We start from the raw sequence: 20,173 nt of genomic DNA, 5'->3' as shown, positions 1-20,173 counted from the left end.
ATCATGGACAAGTTCACCGCCCTGACCGGCATCGCGGCCCCCATGCCGCTGGTCAACATCGACACCGACATGATCATCCCCAAGCAGTTCCTGAAGACCATCAAGCGGTCCGGCTTGGGCGTGAACCTGTTCGACGAGATGCGCTATGACCGCGACGGGAACGAGATCCCCGATTTCGTTCTGAACCGGTCCGCCTATCGCGACGCCCAGATCCTGATCGCGGGCGACAATTTCGGCTGTGGCTCCTCGCGCGAACATGCCCCCTGGGCGCTGCTGGATTTCGGCATCCGCTGCGTCGTCTCGACCAGCTTTGCCGACATCTTCTTCAACAACTGCTTCAAGAACGGCATCCTGCCGGTGGTCCTGCCCCAGGATGCGGTCGACGCGCTGATGCGCGATGCCGAAAAGGGCGCGAACGCCCGCATCACCGTCGATCTGGACGCGCAGACCGTGACCGGCGCGGACGGCACCGAATACGGCTTCGACATCGACCCGTTCCGCAAGCATTGCCTGATGAACGGCCTGGACGACATCGGCCTGACGATGGAAAAGGCCCCCGCCATCGACACGTTCGAGACGCAGATGGCCCAGGCCCGCCCTTGGGTCTAAGGGCCCTTGCCCTGGCCTTGCTGCTGGCGGGCCCGGCGGCGGCCGATCCGCTGCGCATCGCCACCTGGGACCCCGGCCTGTCGCGCGACGGGCCGGGTCTTTTGTTGCGCGACATCATGGCCCGCGATCCGCAGGTTGTGGCCGCGGCGCAGGTGATCGCCCATGCCGCGCCCGATGCGATCCTGCTGACCGGGCTGGACTGGGACCTGGACAACCGCGCACTGACCGCTTTCGCGGGCCTGCTGGCCGAACAGGGTCATGCGATGCCGCATCATCATGCGACGCAGTCCAACCGCGGCATGGCCACGGGCGTGGACTTGGACGGCGACGGGCGCGCGGGCCAGCCCCGCGATGCGCAAGGCTATGGCGCCTTCACCGGACAAGCGGGGCTGGCGGTGCTGTCGCGCCTGCCCATCGCGGGCGTCGGCGATCACAGCGCGACGCTGTGGCGCGACCTGCCGGGCAACCGGATGCCCGAAAGCCCCCATGCCGACATCCAGCGCCTGTCCAGCACGGCGCATTGGGACGTAGCGCTGGACACGCCTGCGGGGCCGCTGCACCTGCTGGCACTGGCCGCAACGCCGCCCGCCTTCGAGGATCGCAATCCCGCCCGCAACCATGACGAGGTCACCTTCTGGCTGACCCACCTTCCCGACGCGCCCTTTGCGATCCTGGGCAACCTGAACGTCGATCCGCAGGACGGCGACGGCGATCCGGCCACGCTGGCGGCGCTGGCCGCCGTTACCCAGGACCCCCGGCCCCGCGGCGCATGGCAACCTCCGCAGACCGGCCCGAATGCCGGCCAGCGGGGCGACCCGGCGCTGGATACGGCGAAATACGACCGCGCGCCGGGCAACCTGCGACTGGACTACGTCCTGCCGGCGCAGGGGCTGTCGGTGCTGGCGTCGGGTGTCGTCTGGCCCGCGCCCGACGATCCGCTGGCAGAGGCCGTGGCGCTGGCCTCGCATCGCAGGCTGGTCTGGGTCGACCTAGACCTCAAATGAGGTGACGGCCTCCCAGGCCGCATCCAGGTCGCCCCCCGTCACGCAATAAGGCGGCAGCACATAGATTGTGTTCCCCAAGGGACGCAGCAGCACGCCGCGATCCATGCAATGCGCCCGCATCCGCGGCCCGACTTCGGACAGATAGCCGCCCTGTGGCACGACCAGGTCGGCGGCGGCGATGGTGCCGCATTGGCGGATGTTGGAGAACCGCCCGTCCAGCCGCGCCAGCCGGTCGGCCTGCATGGCGGTCAGCGCGTCCAGCCGCGCCTGCATCGGGCTGGCCTGCCACAGCCGCACCTGCGCCAGCGCCGCCGCGCAGGCGATCGGGTTCGCGGTATAGCTGCTGGAGTGATAGAAGGTCCGCCGCCGGTCGGTCGAGCGATGCGCGTCGAAGATCCGCCCGCTGGCCAGTGTCGCCGCCAGCGGCACCACGCCCCCGGTCAACCCCTTGGACGTGCAGAGGATATCGGGCGCAATGCCCGCATGATCGCACGCCCATAACCGCCCGGTGCGGCCCCATCCGGTCATCACCTCGTCGGCAATCATCAGCACGTCGTGGCGGTCGCAGATCGCCCGCAGCCCGGCCAGAACCGCGGGGGCGTACATCCGCATCCCCCCCGCGCCCAGCACCAAGGGCTCCAGAATAATCGCCGCCATCCGGCCGCTGGACGCCAGCGCCTCGAACGCTGACAGCGTCGCGGCACCGTCGCCCTCGGGAAAGGGCAACCGGTCCACCCCGAACATCAGCGGGTCATAGGCCGCGTTGAAGACCCCCCGCTCTCCGACGCTCATCGTGCCGATGGTATCGCCGTGATAGCTGTCCTCGATCACCGCGATGCGGTGGCGGCCGTCGCCCTCGTGACGCCAATAGCCCAGGGCCATCTTCAACGCGACCTCGACCGCGGTCGACCCGCTGTCGCTGTAGAACACGTAGTCCAGCCCCGCGGGCGTCATCGCCACCAGCGCCTCGGCCAGCTCCTCCGCCGGGTCATGGGTCAGCCCGGCAAAGATCACTTGGTCCAGCCGCCCGGCGGTCTCGCGGATGGCCTCCACGATCTGGGGCTGATTGTGGCCATGCGTGACCACCCACCAACTGCTGATCCCGTCCAGCAGCGGGCCGCGATCGGTCAGGATATGCGCGCCCTGGGTGCCGACCGCCCGGGGCGGGGCCGGTTCGGTGCCATGCTGGAAGAACGGATGCCAGACGGCGCTCATGCGAAATCCCCTGCGCTAAACGCGGCCCGCATCGCGGCGGTCAGGCTGTCCCTGTCCAGCTGGTCCAGCAAAGGCAGGCGTCCCAGCACCCTGACCCGACCCAGATCGCCGATCGTCGCCATGTTGTCGTCATTCGCAGGCCCGACGAAGGCCACGCCATGCACCGGCACGCCACGCGCGCGCAGGCTCTCCAGCGCAGTCAGGCTGTGGCTGATCGTGCCCAGCCCCGTGGCACAGACGACGATCACCGGCATCTGCCAGCGCGCAAACAGGTCCGCGAACAGCACCTGCCGCGTGACGGGCACCAGTGCGCCGCCCGCCCCCTCGATCACCAGCCGCGCGGCATCAGGCGGCGTCCAGCCCGCCGGGTCCAGCGTGACGCCCGCCAGTTCCGCCGCCCGGTGCGGCGACAGGGGCTGGGGCAGCAGCACGGCCTCGGGGTGGGTCCGGGCGCCGGACAGCCGCTCGACATCGGCGCGGTCGGTGCCGGGTTGGGTGGAATCCCCACGGGCAGCGGAAATAGCGTCGTTTTCGACGTTCCCGGCCAGCCCCGACTGCACCGGCTTCCAGTACTCTGCCCCGATCAGCCCGCACAGCCCGGCTGCGAAGACCGTCTTGCCGACATCGGTGCCGGTGCTTGTGATCACAAATCGGGCCACAGGTCCTCCAGCGTCTCGGCCAGCCGCAGCACATCCGCGCGCGTGGCGTTCAGCGTCAGCGACACCCGCAGCCGCGACGTGCCCTCGGGCACCGTCGGAGGGCGGATGCCGCGCACGTCGAACCCGCGCGCCACCACCTGTGCAGCCAGCGCCATGGTTTTGGCATTGGGTCCGACGATCAGCGGCACGATCTGGCTGCCGCTCAGCGGAACCTGCGGCAGGCGGCGCGCCATTTGGTCGTGGAACGCCACGACATGGCCCGCCAAGGTCGCCTGGCGCCACGGTTCGTCCTGCAGCATCGCCAGCGCCTCCAGCCCCGCGGCCGCCATCAGCGGCGACGGCGCGGTGGCAAAGATGAAGGGCCGGCAGCGGTTCACCAGGAAATCGATCAGCACCCGCGCCCCGCAGATCAGCGCACCGGACCCGCCCAGGGCCTTGCCAAGCGTATGCAGCGTCACGACGTTGTCGCGTCCTTCCAGGTGGTGGGCCAGTCCCCGCCCCCGGGGACCGAAGACGCCCGTCGCATGCGCCTCGTCGATCAGCAGAAAGCCGTGCGCGTCCGCCAGCCGCATCAGGTCGTCCAGCGGCGCCCGGTCCCCGTCCATGCTGTAAAGGCTCTCGACCGCGATCCAGACCGCCCCCGTGTTGCCCGCGCGGCGCCATGCGGTGATCACATCCTCGGCGTGGCTGACATCGCCGTGGCGAAAGCGGGCGACCTCGGCGCGCCCGGCCCGCGCCCCCTCATGCGTGCTGGCATGGGCCAGCGCATCCATCAGCAGCAGGTCGCCCCGCTGAGGCAGGGTGGTGATGACCGCAAAGTTCGCGACATAGCCCCCACCAAAGCCCAAGGCCGCCTCGGCGCCGAAGAACCGCGCGGCGGCATCCTCGAACCCGGCCTGCTGGTCGGTGTTGCCCCGCAGCAGGCGCGACCCCGCCGCGCCCACCGGAACGCCCGCATCCAGCGCCCTCACGACCGCGGCCCGCATCCGGTCGCTTTGCGCAAGGCCCAGATAGTCGTTCGACGAAAAGTCGATCCCCCGGCGCTCAGCTAGGCTGCGCAGCCGCGCATCGCCCGCCAGACCCTGCAGGTCGCGTCGATAAATTGCCAGCCGGTCCAAGCCGCGGCCCCGGCCCTAGCGCAGGATCGGAATGGCGGGGTCGGCGGCCAGCAATTCGGCCCGGCGCGCTGCGTCGGGATGATGTTCGTGCGCCTGCATGGGCTGAAGGCCCAGCTTGGCGAACAGGCGCATGTCGCTTTCCTCCTCGGGGTTGTCCTTGGTCAGCAGCGTGTCGCCCACGAAGATCGAATTGGCCCCGGCAAAGAAGCACATCGCCTGCATCTCGTCCGACATGGCGGTGCGGCCGGCGGACAGGCGGACATGGCTGCGCGGCATCATGATGCGCGCGGTGGCGATCATGCGCACGAAATCGATGGGGTCCACCGGGGCGGCGTCGGCCAGCGGGGTGCCCTCGACCGGGATCAGCATGTTGATCGGCACGCTTTCCGGCGCGACCGGCAGGTTGGCCAGCGTCACCAGCATGTCGACGCGGTCCTGCGGCCCCTCGCCCAGACCCAGGATGCCGCCCGAGCAGACCTTGATCCCGGCCTGCCGGACGGTGTCCAGCGTGTCCAGCCGGTCGGCAAAGCTGCGGGTGGTGATGACGTTGCCGTAATGCGCCTCGGACGTGTCGATGTTGTGGTTGTAGTAGTCCAGCCCGGCATCGGCCAACTGGCGCGACTGGTCCGCATCCAGCATGCCCAAGGTCATGCAGGTCTCCATTCCCAGGGCCTTGACGCCCTCGACCATGGCGATGATCTGCGGCATGTCGCGTGCCTTGGGGCTGCGCCAGGCGGCGCCCATGCAATAGCGCGTGGCACCGGCGTCGCGGGCACGGCGCGCCTCGGCCAGCACGCGCTCGACCTCCATCAGCTTGGATGCCGACAGGCCCGACGCATGGCGGGCCGACTGGCTGCAATAACTGCAATCCTCGGGGCAGCCGCCGGTCTTGATCGACAGAAGGCGGCTCAGCTGCACGCAGTTCGGGTCGAAATGCTGGCGGTGCACGGTCTGCGCCTGAAACAGCAGATCCATCAGCGGCAGGTCAAAGACGGCGCGCGCGCCCTCGGCGGTCCAGATCTTGCGGTGGCTGTCGGTGTTCGGATCGCTGTGCAACATGGCTCTTCCCCGTGGCTTGGCACCGTGCCTAGCATTCCGGTCGCAGCCTGTCCAATGCCGCCGACGGCTCAGTACTTCTCCTTGCGGCGGCGTTCCGCCTCGTCCTGTCCCAGGCCCAGCAGCGCCTCGGCCCGGCCGAATTCGCGCGCCGCCTGCTGGCGGGCGATCTGGAACCGGGGCAGCATCCGCTGCAGCTCCTGGTCGGCATGGCGCAGCTCTCGTGCGGCACGCCCGGCCTGGGCGTTGGCGATGCGCGCCTCGGGCAGGGTCAGGGGGGCGGTGCTGTCATAGCTTTGCGCCAGCGTGGCCTGCAGCGAATCGATGCGTTGGCGTGCAACCGTCATGTGCGCATTGAACGCTGCAAAGGTCTTGAGCTGACGCTCGGCCTTCAGCCGCGCGATGCGTTCCAGCTGCTGCAGCTGCTTGATCTTGTCTACCATCCGGAACGGGCCTTCTGTCGCATCTTCTCGGCAAAGCGGATCGCGGCGGCGACGGCGGCGAAATGGGCGCGGTCGATCTCCTCGCCCACCTTGACCTGGGCGTGGATGGCGCGGGCGCAAGGCGGGTCGGACCAGATGGGCACGCCGGCCTCGGTCGCCTTGGCGCGAATGCGAGCGGCGACTTCGTCGGTTCCCTTGGCGACGCAGACCGGGGCGCGGCCGGACCCCCGCGACCACTTCAGGGCGACGGCATAATGGGTCGGGTTGACGATGATGACGTCGGCGGTGGGCACGTCGGCCAGCATCTGTTTCATCGCGATGTCGACCGCGCGCTGGCGTCGGGCGCCCTTCATGTGCGGGTCGCCTTCGGAATCCTTGAACTCGTCCTGCATCTCCTGGCGGCTCATACGGTTCTTGCGTCGGTGGTCGAACCACTTCCACAGCATGTCCGGCACGGTGAAGACGATAGAGACGACCAGCCCCAGCATCAGCACCTGCCCCAGGATCGAGCCCAGCGCCGCAACCCATTGCCCGTCCGCCATCGCCGAGGCGGCGATCCGGTCCAGCAGCGATGCGAACAGGAACCACCCCCCCGCACAGACCAGTCCAGCCTTGCCCAGGGAAAAGGCAAAGGTCACCAGGCCGTCCTTGCCGAACTTCTGCGCGGCGTTCTTGACCGGGTTGATGCGCTTGATGTCGAAGGCCAGCTTCTGGGGTGAAAAGATCAGCGCCCGCGTGGCGATCAGGCCCAGAAGGATCGCGCCCATCACCAGCGCGGCCAAGCCGATCGTGGCGGTCGCGGCATAGGCGGCCAAGCCGCGCGCGATCGGTGCCGGCCCGCTGTCCGACCAGCCCTCGGCGCCAAGCGCCCGCGTGGCCATGGCCATCCATTGGCGCACCGCAAAGCCGGCCATGACCGAAAAGGCCAGGAACGCCCCCAGATACATCATCGTGACGTTCAATTCCGTCGATCGCGGAATGTCACCCTTTTCGCGCGCACGCTGCAGCTTCTGGTCGGTGGCCTCGAACTGCTTGTCGTCGGTATCCTCGCTCATCCGCGGTCCCTCATGGCAGTGCCGGCAGCATGAAGCCCATGACCGCGTTGGCCCAGATGCCGACCAGCAACGGCGCCAGGATCACCAACCCCATCAGCGCCAGCAGGATGGAGGCGGGCGCGCCGATGAACACGACCGGCAGGGCGGGCATCACCCGGTTGATGACCCCCGACAGCGCCTGGTACAGGAACCCGCCCAAGGTGAAGGGCGCGGCCAGCATCATCGCCAGCCAGAAGCTGTCGGTCACCATGCGCACGACGGCCATCACCAGCCCCTCGACCTGGGGCAGGTCCGCGGGCGGCCAGAGACGCAGGCTGTCGGCGATCAGCTCGACGATCATGACCGGCAGGCCCATGGCCATCAGGACCGCCATGCCGGCCAGGTGCAGCATGTTGCCGATGGGATGGGGCGACATCTCGTTCTGGATGCCCATGATCTGGGACAGCGACGCGGTCGCGGCAATGGCCGTGGTGGCGATGTCTATGGCGATGGTCAGCAGCCGCAGCATGATGCCCGTGGCAAAGCCCAGAACCATCTCGACCCCGACCTGCGCCATCATGCCCAGGGGCTGTTCGGGCATCTGCGGGCCGGGCGCGATGCCCGACAGCAGTGGCGCCAGCGCCAGCGCGATCGCCACCTTGACGCGGGCCGAGATCACGCGTTCGCCCAGGCCCGGCAGGGCCACCACGCAGGCCTGCACGCGGACATAGACCAGCACCAGCGCCCAGTCCAACCCCGGAACGATGGCCTGCAGCTGGTCCCACATCATGCGGCCTCGACGGTGCCCAGCAGGCGCAGTTCGGCGGCGGGATCGATCTCCTCCAGACCCAGGACCGGGACCGCCATGCCGTTGGCCCCCAGCACCGCGCGGACCATGCGGCGCCGGTGGTCGGGCGCGACCAGCACGGTGCGGGCGACGGGTTCAGCAAGGGACAGCGCGCGGCGGGTGGCCTCGACCAGCTTCTTGGACATGGCGGGGGTCATCGCCCCGCCTCCCGCACGTCCGGTTTCGGCATCGGCGCGCACGAACTCCGCCTCCCAGGCGGGATGCAGCTGCAGGGCTGCGACGCGACCGGCCTCGTCCGAATATTGCTGGGTGATCTGGCCGCGCAGGCGCTTGCGCACCAACTCATAGATCGTCTCGGCCGATTCCACGTTGCGGAACTCGCAGATGGCATCCACGATCAGCGGCAGGTTGCGGATCGAGATCCGCTCCTCCAGCAGGGCGCGCAGGATCGCCAGCAGCGTCTCGGGCGTCACCTTGTCCGGCATCATCGCGTCGAAATACTTGCGATAGCGTTCGGCGCGGCCCGTGTCGGACAGGGTCTTCAGTTCCTCGATCTGGCGCTGCATCGCGCCAAGGGTCAGCAGTGCGGGCAGGTTGGCCTTGACCACCTCCATCAGATGCGTGGACAGCACTTCCATCGGGGTCACGACGGTGGCGCCCATGGTCGCCGCGTCCTCTTGGTCGGTCGGATGGATCCAGCGGGCCGGGCTGGAATAGACCGGCTCGCGGACCGCCACGCCGCGCAGATCGGCCAGCACGGCATCCGGGCCAAGCGCCAGGATCTCGGCCGGGCGCAGGGTGCCGCGACCGCGGATGACGCCGTGGATGCGGATCTGATAATCGCCGGGCGGCAGATCGTCGGTGTCGGTGATGCGCACATCCGGCAGGATCAGGCCGAAGCTGCGGGCGATGTGGATGCGCAGGTTGCTGATGCGGCTGCCCAGGCCCCGCGCCTGGTCCAGCGCGGTCACGATCAGGTCCGACCCGATCTCGACGCTGATGTCGTCGGTGTCCAGGACGTCCCCGATGCGGGCGGCAGGCTTGATCGCGCTGTCGCCCAGGGGCAGGTCGGGCAGCGCCTCGTCCGCGATGCGGCGTTTCTGCGCGATGCGCCAGGCCATGAAGCCCATCCCCGCCGCGATCCCCAGAAACAGCGGCTTCGGCATACCCGGCACGAGGGAGATCACCGCCATCGCCGCCGCGACCATCGCCGCCGGCTGCCAGCTGCGCACGAACTCGGTCGACATCAGGCCCGCGGTGGTTTCCGTGGCCCCGCCCCGCGACAGCAGCAGCGCCGCCGCCATCGAGGTGATCAGCGCCGGGATCTGGCTGACCAGCCCGTCCCCGACCGTCAGGTGGGAATAGGTCGCCGCCGCCTCTCCCAGGGGCATTCCGTGGATCGTGATGCCCACGACCAGACCGATGCACAGGTTGATCAGCGTGATGACGATCCCCGCCACCGCGTCGCCCTTGACGAACTTCGACGCGCCGTCCAGCGAGCCGAAAAAGCTGATCTCGCGCTGTTCCTGGATGCGGCGGCGCTTCGCCTCCTGGTGGTCAATGGCGCCGGCGTTCAGATCGCCGTCGATGGCCAGCTGCTTGCCGGGCAGCGAATCCAGCGCAAAGCGGGCGGCGACCTCGGCCATGCGGCCCGAGCCCTTGGTGATGACCATGAAGTTCACCACAGAGATCACCGCAAAGATCGTGATCCCGACCAGGATCGACCCCCCCGCCACGAACTCGGCAAAGCCGTTGATGACCGAACCCGCCGCCTCCTTGCCGTTCTGCCCTTCGGTCAGGATCAGTCGGGTCGACGATACGTTCAGCGACAGCCGGATCACCAGGCTGACCAGCAGCAGGACCGGGAACGCCTGAAAGTCGGTGGGCTTCTCGACCAGCGAGGCCATGACCAGCACCATCACGGCGGTGGCGATAGAGATGGCGATGCCGAAATCCAGCACGCCGGCCGGCAGCGGGATCACCATCGATATGACGACCAGCACAAGGCCGCCCGTGACAAGCAGGGGCGCGTCCAGGATCTTGGTGGACTTGCCCGAGAGGGCGGCGATGGGGGTCATTCGCGGGGCTCCGTTCTGGTGGCCGCGGGGCGCAGGAGGTCGTCAAGCGACCAGGGACGTTCCGTCAACAATCCGATGCGGCGCAGATAGGCGATCGCCTGCAGCCGGTCGGCACTGTCCATCTGCAGCAGCGTCACGCGATAATCGCGCGGCAGCCCCTGTCCGGTCAGCAGCCATTCGTCGGCGGTGCGGCGAAAGCCGTCCAGCCCGGCGGCGGCGACCGGACCAGCGGCCAGGCAGGCGATCAGAAGCGGCAGGCCGATCCGGGTCATCACGCCGCCTTCTTCAGCTCTCTCAGGGCGCCTTCCAGCGTGTCGAAGCTGGGGCGCACATGTTCGGGCACGGTCTGGCGGCCGACCTCGACGCACAGGGTGGTGGCGTGCTGGTGCAGGCCCGCGACCAGGACCGACTTGACGACTTCGTAAAAGCCCAGGTCCTGCTTGACGACCGCGCCAAGCCGGTTGGCCAGCGGCGCCACGAAGCCATAGGACAGGAACACCCCCAGGAAAGTACCGACCAGCGCCCCGCCGATCATCTTGCCCAGAACCGAAGGCGGCTGATCGATCGAGGACATGGTCTTGATCACGCCCAGAACCGCCGCGACGATCCCCAGGGCAGGCAGCGCGTCGGCCATGTTCTGCAGGGCGTGGGGGACGTGCATCTCCTCCTCCTTGAGGACGGCGATGCGGCGGGACAGCATGTCCTCGACCTGGTAGGGATCGTCATAGTTCAGGCTGGCCGAACGCAGCGTATCGGCAATCAGCGAGACGACATGATGATCCGCCGCCAGCTTGGGATAGGCGGTGAAGATCGGTGATTCGCCCGGATTCTCGATGTGTTGTTCCAGCGCGACGGGGTTCTCCTTGGCGATCTTGAGCAGCTGGAACATCAGGCACAGCACGTCCTGATGATCCTGGGCGTTCCATTTCGGGCCCTTGAAGGCGCGGATCAGCCCGCCCAGGGTGGCCTTCAACGTATGGCTGTCGTTGCCCAGCAGATAGGCGCCGACGGCGGCGCCCATAATCATCATCATCTCGAAGGGCAGCGAATGCAGGATCACGCCCATCTTGCCGCCGGCCAGCAGGTAGCCGCCGAACACCATGGCGATCGTAAGGAATATTCCGACGAAACCGAACATTGCGGGGTTCCTTATGGGTTGCGGACGCTGCGCGCGCCCATCTGGGCGGTCAGCAGGGCGGCCTGGCGCGGCTCGACCGCGGCGATGATGCGAGCGCCGGCCTCGGGCTGGACGCGCATCAGGATCTCGGCCGCGAAATCGGCGGGCAGGTTGGTCAGGATGGCGGCTGCCTCGGCAGGTTTCATCTGGTCATAAAGCGCGATCAGCCGGTCGATGTCGGTGCGCACGGCCTGGGTCGCGCCGTCCTGGCGGGCCGTGATGCTGCCCTTTTGGGTGCGCAGCTCGGCCAGCCGTTCGCGCAGCGTGCTTTCCGCCTGCGCCAGCTCGGCCTTCCGCGCGTCGATGGATTCCATGTAACGCTCGATGCGCAGCGCACGGTCGCGCAGCTCCTCGGCCAGGGCCACGGCCTCGGGGACATCGCCGCAGCCGTCCAGCAGGTCGGTGGGCGCGGCCACGGCGGCAAACACCCGCGACAGGTCCTGGCCCTGCCAGATCATCGCGCCGGCGGGCAGCGCGAACAGCAATGTCAGCGCGGGCAGCAGATGCCTAGCCATGGGACACCTCACGCTTGCGCAGGCGGCGACACGAAGGCATCGGCTGCGGCGCCTCGGAGGCGGCGGCGCCGATGCGCTGCCGCAGGTCCCAGATGGCGCGTTCGCGGCGCGCGGTCTCGATCTCCTCGGCCAGGCGCTCGCTGGCGGCGGTGGCCTCGTCGCGGGCCGACCGGATGGCGCGTTCCAGGCGGTCGACCTCGGCGGCCATGACGGCGATCGCGCCCCCCAGACCGCTTTCCAGGTTGTTCATCCGCCGCAGCCGCCGCGCCAGGGTGGCGCAGAAGACGCCAAGCCCCAGACAGGCCGCCAGCAGCAGGATCTGCATCAGTTGTTCCAGGGTCATTTGAATCGAAACTCCGTGATCAGAAGGTCCTTGACCGGCTCCTCGCCCAGGACGAAGCGGGTGCGGGTGACCAGTTCGGCGCGGATCACCTCGAGGACGCCGCGCTTGTCATAGGCCGCCGGATCGACGCCCGAGAGGAAGGTCGTGAACGCGTCGGACACGCGCGGCATCAGGTGGGTCACCTCGGCCTTGTGGGTGGTGTCGGTCTCGATCGTCGCGGACAGGACCAGGCTGCGGGCGCGGCCACCCGGGATGACGATCTCGATGGTGGGGATGTCGATGAACTCGATGCTCATGTGCTCGGTCGACTGGACCGGCTCCTCGGGGCCCGACAGCATGCCGGAGGGCGACCAGAAACCCAGATAGCTGGATGCGAATCCCGCCCCGCCCAGGACCAGCGTCGCCACCAGCGGGATCAGCAACCCCTTCTTTCCGCGCGGCTTTTCGGGTGCCGCCGCAACAATGTCGGTCATCGTGATTCTCCGTCCTGACCAGACCGAAATATCAGGTTGCGACTAACCAATTCTTAACGTGGCCCATGTCATTTCAGGGTCAGACGACCATGACGCGATGATTCGAAAGGAACGGTTTTGCAAAAACTGCAGGACTACTGGAACGAGCGAAGCTCTCGACAGCGGATGATCCTGGGGGCGGCCTTTCTGGGGACGTTCCTGGTGATCGCGGGGTTCGGCTGGATGGCCAGCCGCCCCAGCATGGCCCTGATCTATGGCGGGCTGGACAGCGCCCAGGCCGGCGAGGTCATCGCCGGCATCGAACGTGCCGGCGTTCCCTACGAGGTGCGGGGCGACTCGATCTATGTCGCGGCCGATCAGCGCGACCGCCTGCGCATGGATCTGGCCGCCGAAGGCCTGCCCGCCGCCGGCAGCACCGGCTACGAACTGCTCGACGGCATGTCGGGCTTCGGCACCACGTCGCAGATGTTCGACGCCGCCTATTGGCGCGCGAAGGAGGGAGAGCTGGCGCGCACCATCCTGGCCCTGCCCAACGTCCAGACCGCCCGCGTCCACCTGGCGATCGAGACCGGACGCGGATACCGCCGCGACCAGAACGGCAGCGCCTCGGTCACCCTGACGACCAATGGCGGCACGATCACCCGTGAACAGGCCGCGGCGCTGAAGTACCTGGTGTCGTCGGGCGTACCGGGCATGCAGCCCGACCGCGTCACCGTCATCGATTCGCAGCGCGGGATCATCGCCGCGACCGAGGACCAGACAGGAGCCGACCGCGCGGCCGAGATGAAGCGCAACGTCGAACGCATCCTGGAGCCCCATGTCGGTATCGGAAACGCCATCGTCGAACTGAACTTGGACCTGCTGACCGAAACCGAACTGCTGACCGAACAGCGTTATGACCCCGAGGCCCGCGCCCTGATCTCGACCGTGACCGAGGAGACGACGGACGAGAGCAACTCGACCGGAAAGGGCGCCGTCACCGCGGCCTCGAACCTGCCCGACGCCACGGAACAGCCGGGCGACACCAGCCAGAGCAGCCGCGCCGAGAACCGTACCCAGTCCAATTTTGAGGTCAGCCGCACCACGCGCGAGGTTCAGCGCCAGCCCGGATCGACCCGCCGCCTGACCGTCGCCGTCTTGGTGAACGGCGTCCCGCAGAGCGGCGCCGAAGGAGAGACCACCCTGACCCCCCGGTCCGAGGCCGAGCTGCAGACGCTGCGCGAGCTGGTCGCCTCTGCCGTGGGCTATGACGAGGCGCGCGGCGACCAGATCACCGTCAAGTCGCTGCCCTTCGCCACGCTGGGCGAGAATGGCACCCTGGCCACGCCGGGCTTCCTTGATCGTCTGGCGCTGAACGATCTGGCGCGCATCGCGCTGATCGGCGTCTTTGCGCTGGCCGTGATCGTGATGGTCCTGCGCCCGATGATGCGCAATCGCGCGCCCGCCCCTGCGCCGATGCTGGACAACAGCCTGCCGCCGATGCCCCCGATGATGGGCGGGCTGACGGGCATGATCGACGACGAGCCCTCTCCGGACAACCCGCGGATCGTGCCGATCGAGTTTCCGGGGCTGGACCAGCTGGCCCTGCCCCCTGCCGATCCGGTCGCCCGCCTGAAGGCGATGATGAAGGACCGCCATGACGAGAGCGTCAAGATCCTGTCGGGATGGATCGACAACAAGGAGAAGGTGAATTGAGCCTGGCCCTCTTCAAGCTTGAGTCCTTCTCGAACGCGGTCGCGGCGCGTGTCGAGGTGACCTACACGCAGGCCGACCTGGACCAGGCCTTTGCCGACGGCGTGGCGCAGGCCAGCGCGCAGGCCCAGGACGACCAGCTGCGCGCCCTGAGCGCCAGCCTGGAACAGGTCGCCGCCGGTCTGGCCGCGGACGAGACCCGCCGCCGCCAGATGCGCCAGGAGGCGGTCGATGCGCTGGCGCCGATCCTGCATCAGGTCCTGGACCTGATGGCCCCGCCCCTGGCGTCGCGCCGGCTGGAGGAGGCCCTGCAGGCAGAGCTGACCCATCTGGCGCAGCGCGCGACCCCCGTGGGCCTGCGCATCGCCTGCAACGACCGGCTGGCCGACATGGTCCGCCGCTGCCTGGCCCAGGCCGGCCTTGAGAGCATCGAGATCGCCCCGGTCCCGCAGGACCTGATCACCGTGTCGCTGCAGGGCGGCCACATCGACTTTACCCCCGACAGCATCGCGGGCGACATCCGCGCCCTGATCGCGGAAATCACCCAGGAGGACAGCACATGGACGCACTGAAACATCTGATCGACACCGACACCATCCAGGTCGAGGTGACCATCCGCCTTGGCCGCACGCGCCAGACCGTCTCGCAGCTGTCCTCGCTGCGCGCCGACGACATCCTGGTCCTGGACCAGGCGATCGAGGACGGGGTCGAGATCTGCGTGGGCGACAAGGTCATCGCGCGGGGCGAGCTGACCGGCGACGGATCGGCCGAAGACCGGCTGTGCGTGCGCGTCCTGGGCGCGACGGGGGCGGCGTGATCCGCGCCGCGGCCCTTGTCGCGGTCGCGGCCCTGCTGCCCTCGCCCCTGTGGGCGCAGGACCTGGGCGGCGCCCTGGGCGCCGGGCTGGGCGACAATGCGGTGATGCTGGTCGTGGTGCTGACGGCGCTGTCGCTGGCACCGGGCATCGCGATCATGGTGACCGCGTTCCCGTTCATCGTGACGGTCCTGTCGATTTTGCGCCAGTCGATCGGCCTGCAGCAGTCGCCGCCGAACATGCTGATCGTCAGCCTGGCGATCTTTCTGACCTGGTTCATCATGGACCCGGTCCTGCGCGAGGCCTGGACCGTCGCGGGGCTGCCCCTGCAGCAGGGTCAGATCGGCATCGCCGAGGCCTTCCAGCGCGGCATCGTGCCGTTCGAGGGGTTCATGGCGGCCCGCACCGACCCCGACACCCTTGCCAACCTGGCCGAGATCGCGCCCGGCACCGGCCCCGCAGACCGCCTGTCGGTGCTGATCCCGTCCTTCATGCTGTCCGAGATCCAGCGCGCATTCGAGATCGGGTTCCTGATCGCCCTGCCCTTCCTGATCATCGACCTGGTCGTGGCGGCCGTGCTGATGTCGATGGGCATGATGATGCTGCCCCCGGTGGTGGTGTCGCTGCCCTTCAAGCTGGCGTTCTTCGTGGTCGTGGACGGATGGGGAATGATCGCGGGCGCGCTGGTGCGCAGCTATGCGCCCGGCTGACCCCCGCAGGGGATCAGCCGACACCAATCAGGCGCGGTCGGTGCGCCGCGCCGCCAGCGACTGGACACCCATCACGGAGAGGACCTTGTCCTCGATATGCTGGGCGTTCAGGCAGCTGCTGTCATACATCGCCCGCGGCGCGTCGTGGTCGACGAACGCATCCGGCAGGACCATCGACCGGAAGCGCAGCCCCTTGTCGAAGGCGCCCTCCTCGGCCAGCAGATGGGCGACATGGCTGCCGAAACCGCCGACGGCGCCCTCCTCGATGGTGATCAGCGCCTCGTGATCGCGGGCCAGGGCCAGGATCAGGTCACGATCCAGCGGCTTGGCAAAGCGCGCGTCGGCGACCGTGGGCGTGATGCCCCGCGCCATCAGCGCCTCGCGCGCGGTCATCACCTCGGACAGGCGCGTGCCGAAGGACAGGATGGCGACGCCCTTGCCCTCCGCGATCATGCGGCCCTTGCCGATGGGCAGGACCTGCCCGCGCTCGGGCATCTCGACCCCGGTGCCCTCTCCGCGCGGAAAGCGGAAGGCGATGGGGCCGCTGTCATGTGCGGCGGCCGTGGCGACCATGTGGACCAGTTCGGCCTCGTCCGCGGCGGCCATGACGACAAATCCAGGCAGATTGGCCAGGAAGGCGGTGTCATAGGCGCCGGAATGGGTCGGACCGTCCTGGCCCACCAGCCCGGCACGGTCGACGGCGAACCGGACGGGCAGGTTCTGGACCGCGACGTCATGCACGATCTGGTCATAGCCGCGCTGCAGGAAGGTCGAATAGATCGCGACGAAGGGCTTCATGCCCCCCGCGGCCAGACCGGCGGCAAAGGTCACGGCATGCTGTTCAGCGATGCCCACGTCGAAGCAGCGGCGCGGAAAGCGCTGCGCGAACTGCTTGAGGCCGGTCCCGTCCGGCATCGCGGCGGTCACCCCCAGGATGCGATCGTCGCGGCCCGCCTGATCGATCAGCGCCTGCGCGAAGACCGCGGTATAGCTGGGTGCATTCGATTTCGCCTTGGCCTGCACGCCGGTGATCACGTCGAACTTGGCGGTGGCATGGCCCTTGTCCGCGGCCGCCTCGGCCGGGGCATAACCCTTACCCTTCTTGGTCACGACGTGGATCAGGACCGGGCCGTCCGCCCGCGCCCGCACGGTGCGCAGCAGGGGCAGCAGCTGTTCCATGTCGTGACCGTCGACCGGCCCGATATAGGAAAAGCCCAGCTCCTCGAACAGGGTTCCGCCCACGGCCATGCCCTTCAGCATCTCCTTGGCGCGGCGCGCGCCCTCCTGCAGGGCGTCCGGCAGCATGCCGACGGCGCCCTTGGCCACCGCCTTCAGCTCCTGGAACGGCCCGCCTGCATAAAGGCGCGTCAGATAGGAGGACATGGCGCCGACCGGGGGCGCAATGGACATCTCGTTGTCGTTCAGGACCACGAACAGGCGCTTGCCCTCATGGCCCGCATTGTTCAGCGCCTCATAAGCCATGCCTGCGCTCATGGCGCCGTCGCCGATGACCGCGATCGCATCGCCCGGGTCGCCGCCCAGTTCCCGCGCCATCGCGAAACCCAAGGCCGCGCTGATCGAGGTCGACGAATGCCCCGCCCCGAACGGGTCATAGGGGCTTTCCGCGCGCTTGGTGAAGCCCGCAAGGCCCCCGCCCATGCGCAGCGTGCGGATGCGGTCGCGCCGCCCGGTCAGGATCTTGTGCGGATAGCACTGATGCCCCACGTCCCAGATCAGCTTGTCGCGCGGCGTATCGAAGACCGCGTGCAGGGCCACGGTCAGTTCGACCACGCCCAGGCCCGCGCCCAGATGGCCGCCGGTCACGCTGACGGCGCTGATAGTCTCGGCCCGCAGCTCGTCGGCAAGCTGGCGCAGTTGCGCGTCGGTCAGGGTCTTCAGATCCGACGGCAGGCTAACGCGGTCCAGAATCGGCGTCTTGGGTCGATCGGTCATGGCTGGCCCTCCTCCGGGGCGGGCGTTCAAGTGTCGCGCTCGATAACGAAACGCGCGAGATCGTGCAAGTTCCCGGCGGCCTCACCATAGTGCGACAGCGCATCGGTTCCCATGGCGACACGACGCCGCGCCTCGGCCTGTGCGCCGTCCAGGCCCAGCAGCGACACGAAGGTCGCCTTGCCGGCCCCGGCATCCTTGCCGACGCGCTTGCCGGTCACGGCCTCGTCGCCGGTCACGTCCAGGATGTCGTCGGCGATCTGGAAGGCCAGGCCCAGGGCCACCGCATAGCCGTCCAGCGCCGCGGGATCGTCGCCCGCGATCAGCGGCCCTGCGGTCGCGGCAAAGCGGATCAGCGCGCCGGTCTTGCCACCCTGCAATTCGGTTATCGCGTCCAGGTCCAGCGGCGTGCCCGCGGTTTCGGCGGCGATGTCCAACGCCTGCCCCCAGACCATGCCCGCCGCCCCCGACGCCTGCGCCAGCGCGGACACCAGCCGCACCTGCGCGTCGGGCGCGCCGATGCGCGGATCGGTCAACAGCTGAAACGCCAGCGTCTGCAGCGCGTCGCCCGCCAGGATCGCGGTCGCATCGGTCCATTTGACATGGACGGTCGGCTGACCGCGCCGCAGGTCGTCGTCGTCCATCGCCGGCAGGTCGTCATGGACCAGGCTATAGGCATGCAGCGCCTCGACCGCCGCCGCGACCGGCAGGGCGGCATCGTCGGACACCCCATGCAGGCGCGCCGATTCCATCACCAGAAAGGCGCGCAGGCGCTTGCCGCCGTTGACCGCATAGGCCATCGCATCGCGCAGATCGCCGGGCGGCAGCGCCGTGATGGCGCGATCAAGCTCGGCCTGAACCTCGGTGCGGACACGCGCAAGGCGGTCCTGCATCACAGGCCCTCGACGGGGGTGGTACCGGCAGGCTGGCCGTTGGCGGCCAGGGTGATCTTCTCGACCCGCTCCTCGGCCTCGCGCAGGCGGGCCTCGCAATGCGCGCGCAGGGCGGCGCCGCGTTCGTACAGCGCGATCGATTCCTCAAGCGTCGCCTCTCCGGTCTCCAGCTTGCCGACCGTGGCCTCCAGCTCGCGCATGGCCTCCTCGAACGAGAGGGTGGTGATATCGCTCATCAGTCGGCCTCCATCAGCACATCGACATGGGCCCGCACGCTGCGACCCAAGGCCCGAAGGTCATAACCACCTTCCAGGCAGGATACCACCGGGGCCTTGCCCGCCGCGTCCAGGATCGCGCGTGTCAGGGCGGCATAATCGTCGTCGTCCCATTCCAGCTGCGCCAGCGGATCGTCGCGATGCGCATCAAAGCCGGCGGAAATCAGCGTCAGCTGCGGCGAAAACTCCCGCATCCGGTCCAGCGCGCCCTGCCATTTCGACAAAGCCAGCGCCCCGTCCGATCCGGGCGGCAGCGGCAGGTTCACCACCTGCCCATGCGCGCCACGCTCGGACGCGGCCCCGGTGCCCGGCCACAGGGGAAACTGCTGGCTGCTGACAAACAGCACCCGCGTCTCGTCCCACAGCAGGGCCTGCGTGCCGTTGCCATGATGCACATCGAAATCCAGGACCGCCACCCGCTCCAGCACGTGATGATCCAGCGCGCGTTTCGCCGCGATCGCCACAGTGCCGAACAGGCAGAACCCCATCGAGACCTCGGCCTCGGCATGGTGCCCCGGCGGGCGCAGGGCGACGAAGGCCCGCCGCGCCTCTCCGGCAAGAACAGCGTCCACCGCCGCACAGGCCCCACCCACGGCACGCAGCGCAGGCTCCAGGCTGCCGGGCGACAGATACGTGTCCGCGTCGATCTGGCGGGTCCCCGCCTGCGGCACCGCATCGCGCAGGCCCTGCAGATAGCGGGCGGGATGACAGCGCAGCACCTCGGCATCCTCCGCCACGGGCGCCTCGCGCCGGTCCAGCGCCAGCCCCTCCAGCGCCGCCATCACGGCATCATGTCGTGCCACCTGCTCGGGGTGGCCATCGGGCGTCACGTGGCGGCGGGCGCTGTCATGGGAATACAGGATCAAGGTCATTCATCTCCTCCGAAGGGGCAGGCTAGAAGCCCCCGCGCATCCCGGCAACCCGCCATTTCTCCGTTGTGAAAATACCCCGAGGGAGCCCGCAGGGCGGGGGCAGCGCCCCCATGCACCCCCCTGTCAGACCGTCAGCCGTTGCCCGTCATGCCCCGCGACGGTCAGGGTCATCAGCGCCCCTTCGGGCTGGTCGCTGCCAAAGGCAACCTCGGTGAACTGTTCGGTCCGGCCAAGGCGCGGCCCCTCGGTCAGCACCCGGTGCGCAACCCCGACCTGCGCTTCCAGATGCGTGCGCAAGGCCGCATCGCCCGCCGCGCGCAGCCGCGCGGCCCGGTCGCGGATCGCGGGACCGGGCACGGCGGGCATGCGCGCCGCGGGCGTGCCCTTGCGCGCCGAATAGGGGGAGACATGCAGGAAGGTCAGACCGCAATCCTG

23 protein-coding genes and 1 pseudogene are annotated in these 20,173 nt (G+C 68.7%); 6 read left to right on the top strand and 18 right to left on the bottom strand.

The window, feature by feature from the left end:
• Positions 1-3 precede the first annotated feature (3 nt).
• Both leuD and TW83_RS10930 read left to right on the top strand, forming a co-directional pair.
• A complete protein-coding gene (gene leuD, locus TW83_RS10935; protein ID WP_045982809.1) occupies positions 4-609 on the top strand; it encodes a 3-isopropylmalate dehydratase small subunit in 606 nt (201 codons plus the stop codon).
• On the top strand, positions 600-1,613 hold the full coding sequence (locus TW83_RS10930; RefSeq protein ID WP_045982808.1) for an endonuclease/exonuclease/phosphatase family protein: 1,014 nt from the start codon (positions 600-602) through the stop codon (positions 1,611-1,613). The genes leuD and TW83_RS10930 overlap by 10 nt, the downstream gene beginning before the upstream one ends.
• Here TW83_RS10930 and TW83_RS10925 read toward each other — a convergent pair.
• The 13 genes from TW83_RS10925 to TW83_RS10865 all read right to left on the bottom strand — a co-directional run bounded on the left by TW83_RS10925 (position 1,599) and on the right by TW83_RS10865 (position 12,532).
• Positions 1,599-2,828, bottom strand: a complete 1,230-nt coding sequence (locus TW83_RS10925; protein ID WP_045982807.1) for an adenosylmethionine--8-amino-7-oxononanoate transaminase — start codon at positions 2,826-2,828, stop codon at positions 1,599-1,601. The genes TW83_RS10930 and TW83_RS10925 overlap by 15 nt on opposite strands.
• Positions 2,825-3,475 (bottom strand): dethiobiotin synthase, encoded by a 651-nt coding sequence (locus TW83_RS20570; protein ID WP_239441327.1) that lies wholly within the window; start codon positions 3,473-3,475, stop codon positions 2,825-2,827. The genes TW83_RS10925 and TW83_RS20570 overlap by 4 nt, the downstream gene beginning before the upstream one ends.
• Positions 3,472-4,605 (bottom strand): 8-amino-7-oxononanoate synthase, encoded by a 1,134-nt coding sequence (locus tag TW83_RS20565; protein WP_045982805.1) that lies wholly within the window; start codon positions 4,603-4,605, stop codon positions 3,472-3,474. The genes TW83_RS20570 and TW83_RS20565 overlap by 4 nt, the downstream gene beginning before the upstream one ends.
• A gap of 15 nt (positions 4,606-4,620) precedes the next feature.
• Positions 4,621-5,664 carry a biotin synthase BioB gene (gene bioB / locus TW83_RS10910; RefSeq protein ID WP_045982804.1) on the bottom strand — a complete coding sequence of 348 codons (1,044 nt, stop codon included), beginning with the start codon at positions 5,662-5,664 and terminating at the stop codon, positions 4,621-4,623.
• 68 nt (positions 5,665-5,732) lie between these two features.
• Entirely contained in the window at positions 5,733-6,104 is a 372-nt protein-coding gene (locus TW83_RS10905) for a hypothetical protein (protein WP_045982803.1), read from the bottom strand.
• Positions 6,098-7,159 carry a flagellar type III secretion system protein FlhB gene (locus tag TW83_RS10900; RefSeq protein ID WP_045982802.1) on the bottom strand — a complete coding sequence of 354 codons (1,062 nt, stop codon included), beginning with the start codon at positions 7,157-7,159 and terminating at the stop codon, positions 6,098-6,100. The genes TW83_RS10905 and TW83_RS10900 overlap by 7 nt, the downstream gene beginning before the upstream one ends.
• A 10-nt stretch (positions 7,160-7,169) precedes the next feature.
• Positions 7,170-7,925 (bottom strand): flagellar biosynthetic protein FliR, encoded by a 756-nt coding sequence (locus tag TW83_RS10895; RefSeq protein WP_239441326.1) that lies wholly within the window; start codon positions 7,923-7,925, stop codon positions 7,170-7,172.
• Complete coding sequence (locus tag TW83_RS10890; protein WP_045982800.1) at positions 7,925-10,024, bottom strand: flagellar biosynthesis protein FlhA; 2,100 nt, start codon at positions 10,022-10,024, stop codon at positions 7,925-7,927. Before TW83_RS10890 ends, TW83_RS10895 begins: the two co-directional genes overlap by 1 nt.
• Positions 10,021-10,296, bottom strand: coding sequence for a hypothetical protein (locus TW83_RS10885; RefSeq protein ID WP_052714842.1), 276 nt, complete (start codon positions 10,294-10,296; stop codon positions 10,021-10,023). Before TW83_RS10885 ends, TW83_RS10890 begins: the two co-directional genes overlap by 4 nt.
• Positions 10,296-11,162 carry a flagellar motor stator protein MotA gene (gene motA, locus TW83_RS10880; RefSeq protein WP_045982799.1) on the bottom strand — a complete coding sequence of 289 codons (867 nt, stop codon included), beginning with the start codon at positions 11,160-11,162 and terminating at the stop codon, positions 10,296-10,298. The genes TW83_RS10885 and motA overlap by 1 nt, the downstream gene beginning before the upstream one ends.
• An 11-nt stretch (positions 11,163-11,173) precedes the next feature.
• The gene (locus TW83_RS10875) at positions 11,174-11,716 is read right to left on the bottom strand and encodes a hypothetical protein (RefSeq protein ID WP_052715256.1); all 543 of its coding nucleotides are present in this window, start codon (positions 11,714-11,716) and stop codon (positions 11,174-11,176) included.
• The gene (locus TW83_RS10870) at positions 11,709-12,059 is read right to left on the bottom strand and encodes a hypothetical protein (RefSeq protein WP_045982797.1); all 351 of its coding nucleotides are present in this window, start codon (positions 12,057-12,059) and stop codon (positions 11,709-11,711) included. Before TW83_RS10870 ends, TW83_RS10875 begins: the two co-directional genes overlap by 8 nt.
• Positions 12,056-12,532, bottom strand: coding sequence for a flagellar basal body-associated FliL family protein (locus TW83_RS10865; RefSeq protein ID WP_045982796.1), 477 nt, complete (start codon positions 12,530-12,532; stop codon positions 12,056-12,058). Before TW83_RS10865 ends, TW83_RS10870 begins: the two co-directional genes overlap by 4 nt.
• Positions 12,533-12,649: 117 nt before the next feature.
• On the opposite strand from TW83_RS10865, the gene fliF reads away from it, so the two are divergent.
• Genes fliF through fliP form a run of 4 tightly spaced genes read left to right on the top strand, consistent with a single transcriptional unit; the run spans position 12,650 to position 15,748 of the window.
• Positions 12,650-14,227 carry a flagellar basal-body MS-ring/collar protein FliF gene (gene fliF / locus TW83_RS10860; RefSeq protein WP_045982795.1) on the top strand — a complete coding sequence of 526 codons (1,578 nt, stop codon included), beginning with the start codon at positions 12,650-12,652 and terminating at the stop codon, positions 14,225-14,227.
• On the top strand, positions 14,224-14,796 hold the full coding sequence (locus TW83_RS10855; RefSeq protein ID WP_045982794.1) for a hypothetical protein: 573 nt from the start codon (positions 14,224-14,226) through the stop codon (positions 14,794-14,796). The genes fliF and TW83_RS10855 overlap by 4 nt, the downstream gene beginning before the upstream one ends.
• Entirely contained in the window at positions 14,784-15,041 is a 258-nt protein-coding gene (locus tag TW83_RS10850) for a FliM/FliN family flagellar motor C-terminal domain-containing protein (protein WP_042245210.1), read from the top strand. The genes TW83_RS10855 and TW83_RS10850 overlap by 13 nt, the downstream gene beginning before the upstream one ends.
• 47 nt (positions 15,042-15,088) lie before the next feature.
• The gene (gene fliP, locus TW83_RS10845; RefSeq protein WP_239441329.1) at positions 15,089-15,748 is read left to right on the top strand and encodes a flagellar type III secretion system pore protein FliP; all 660 of its coding nucleotides are present in this window, start codon (positions 15,089-15,091) and stop codon (positions 15,746-15,748) included.
• Between the two features lie 27 nt (positions 15,749-15,775).
• Here the strand turns inward: fliP and dxs are convergent, their stop codons facing one another.
• The 5 genes and pseudogenes from dxs to TW83_RS21135 all read right to left on the bottom strand — a co-directional run.
• Positions 15,776-17,701: a 1-deoxy-D-xylulose-5-phosphate synthase gene (gene dxs, locus TW83_RS10840; RefSeq protein WP_045982793.1), complete on the bottom strand. Its 1,926-nt coding sequence runs from the start codon at positions 17,699-17,701 to the stop codon at positions 15,776-15,778.
• Between the two features lie 26 nt (positions 17,702-17,727).
• Positions 17,728-18,591 (bottom strand): farnesyl diphosphate synthase, encoded by an 864-nt coding sequence (locus TW83_RS10835; protein ID WP_045982792.1) that lies wholly within the window; start codon positions 18,589-18,591, stop codon positions 17,728-17,730.
• Positions 18,591-18,827 carry an exodeoxyribonuclease VII small subunit gene (locus TW83_RS10830; protein ID WP_045982791.1) on the bottom strand — a complete coding sequence of 79 codons (237 nt, stop codon included), beginning with the start codon at positions 18,825-18,827 and terminating at the stop codon, positions 18,591-18,593. The genes TW83_RS10835 and TW83_RS10830 overlap by 1 nt, the downstream gene beginning before the upstream one ends.
• Positions 18,827-19,738 carry a histone deacetylase family protein gene (locus tag TW83_RS10825; RefSeq protein ID WP_045982790.1) on the bottom strand — a complete coding sequence of 304 codons (912 nt, stop codon included), beginning with the start codon at positions 19,736-19,738 and terminating at the stop codon, positions 18,827-18,829. Before TW83_RS10825 ends, TW83_RS10830 begins: the two co-directional genes overlap by 1 nt.
• 123 nt (positions 19,739-19,861) lie before the next feature.
• Positions 19,862-20,173, bottom strand: a pseudogene (locus tag TW83_RS21135) (tRNA (N(6)-L-threonylcarbamoyladenosine(37)-C(2))-methylthiotransferase MtaB); the annotation flags it as partial.

Origin of the sequence: Paracoccus sp. S4493, from assembly GCF_000967735.1 — a bacterium.
Classification (GTDB): domain Bacteria; phylum Pseudomonadota; class Alphaproteobacteria; order Rhodobacterales; family Rhodobacteraceae; genus Paracoccus; species Paracoccus marcusii.
This window is presented reverse-complemented; position numbering and strand designations above follow the sequence as displayed.

What these genes read in the sequence shown, in the direction of transcription:
- TW83_RS10875 (WP_052715256.1), bottom strand. Translation starts at nt 11,716, where the DNA reads ATGGCTAGGCATCTGCTGCCCGCGCTGACATTGCTGTTCGCGCTGCCC.
- motA (WP_045982799.1), bottom strand. Translation starts at nt 11,162, where the DNA reads ATGTTCGGTTTCGTCGGAATATTCCTTACGATCGCCATGGTGTTCGGC.
- TW83_RS10835 (WP_045982792.1), bottom strand. Translation starts at nt 18,591, where the DNA reads ATGCAGGACCGCCTTGCGCGTGTCCGCACCGAGGTTCAGGCCGAGCTT.
- TW83_RS10830 (WP_045982791.1), bottom strand. Translation starts at nt 18,827, where the DNA reads ATGAGCGATATCACCACCCTCTCGTTCGAGGAGGCCATGCGCGAGCTG.
- TW83_RS10885 (WP_052714842.1), bottom strand. Translation starts at nt 10,296, where the DNA reads ATGACCCGGATCGGCCTGCCGCTTCTGATCGCCTGCCTGGCCGCTGGT.
- TW83_RS10825 (WP_045982790.1), bottom strand. Translation starts at nt 19,738, where the DNA reads ATGACCTTGATCCTGTATTCCCATGACAGCGCCCGCCGCCACGTGACG.
- TW83_RS10865 (WP_045982796.1), bottom strand. Translation starts at nt 12,532, where the DNA reads ATGACCGACATTGTTGCGGCGGCACCCGAAAAGCCGCGCGGAAAGAAG.
- TW83_RS10905 (WP_045982803.1), bottom strand. Translation starts at nt 6,104, where the DNA reads ATGGTAGACAAGATCAAGCAGCTGCAGCAGCTGGAACGCATCGCGCGG.
- TW83_RS10900 (WP_045982802.1), bottom strand. Translation starts at nt 7,159, where the DNA reads ATGAGCGAGGATACCGACGACAAGCAGTTCGAGGCCACCGACCAGAAG.
- TW83_RS10870 (WP_045982797.1), bottom strand. Translation starts at nt 12,059, where the DNA reads ATGACCCTGGAACAACTGATGCAGATCCTGCTGCTGGCGGCCTGTCTG.
- TW83_RS10850 (WP_042245210.1), top strand. Translation starts at nt 14,784, where the DNA reads ATGGACGCACTGAAACATCTGATCGACACCGACACCATCCAGGTCGAG.
- bioB (WP_045982804.1), bottom strand. Translation starts at nt 5,664, where the DNA reads ATGTTGCACAGCGATCCGAACACCGACAGCCACCGCAAGATCTGGACC.
- TW83_RS10890 (WP_045982800.1), bottom strand. Translation starts at nt 10,024, where the DNA reads ATGACCCCCATCGCCGCCCTCTCGGGCAAGTCCACCAAGATCCTGGAC.
- TW83_RS10895 (WP_239441326.1), bottom strand. Translation starts at nt 7,925, where the DNA reads ATGTGGGACCAGCTGCAGGCCATCGTTCCGGGGTTGGACTGGGCGCTG.
- TW83_RS10925 (WP_045982807.1), bottom strand. Translation starts at nt 2,828, where the DNA reads ATGAGCGCCGTCTGGCATCCGTTCTTCCAGCATGGCACCGAACCGGCC.
- leuD (WP_045982809.1), top strand. Translation starts at nt 4, where the DNA reads ATGGACAAGTTCACCGCCCTGACCGGCATCGCGGCCCCCATGCCGCTG.
- dxs (WP_045982793.1), bottom strand. Translation starts at nt 17,701, where the DNA reads ATGACCGATCGACCCAAGACGCCGATTCTGGACCGCGTTAGCCTGCCG.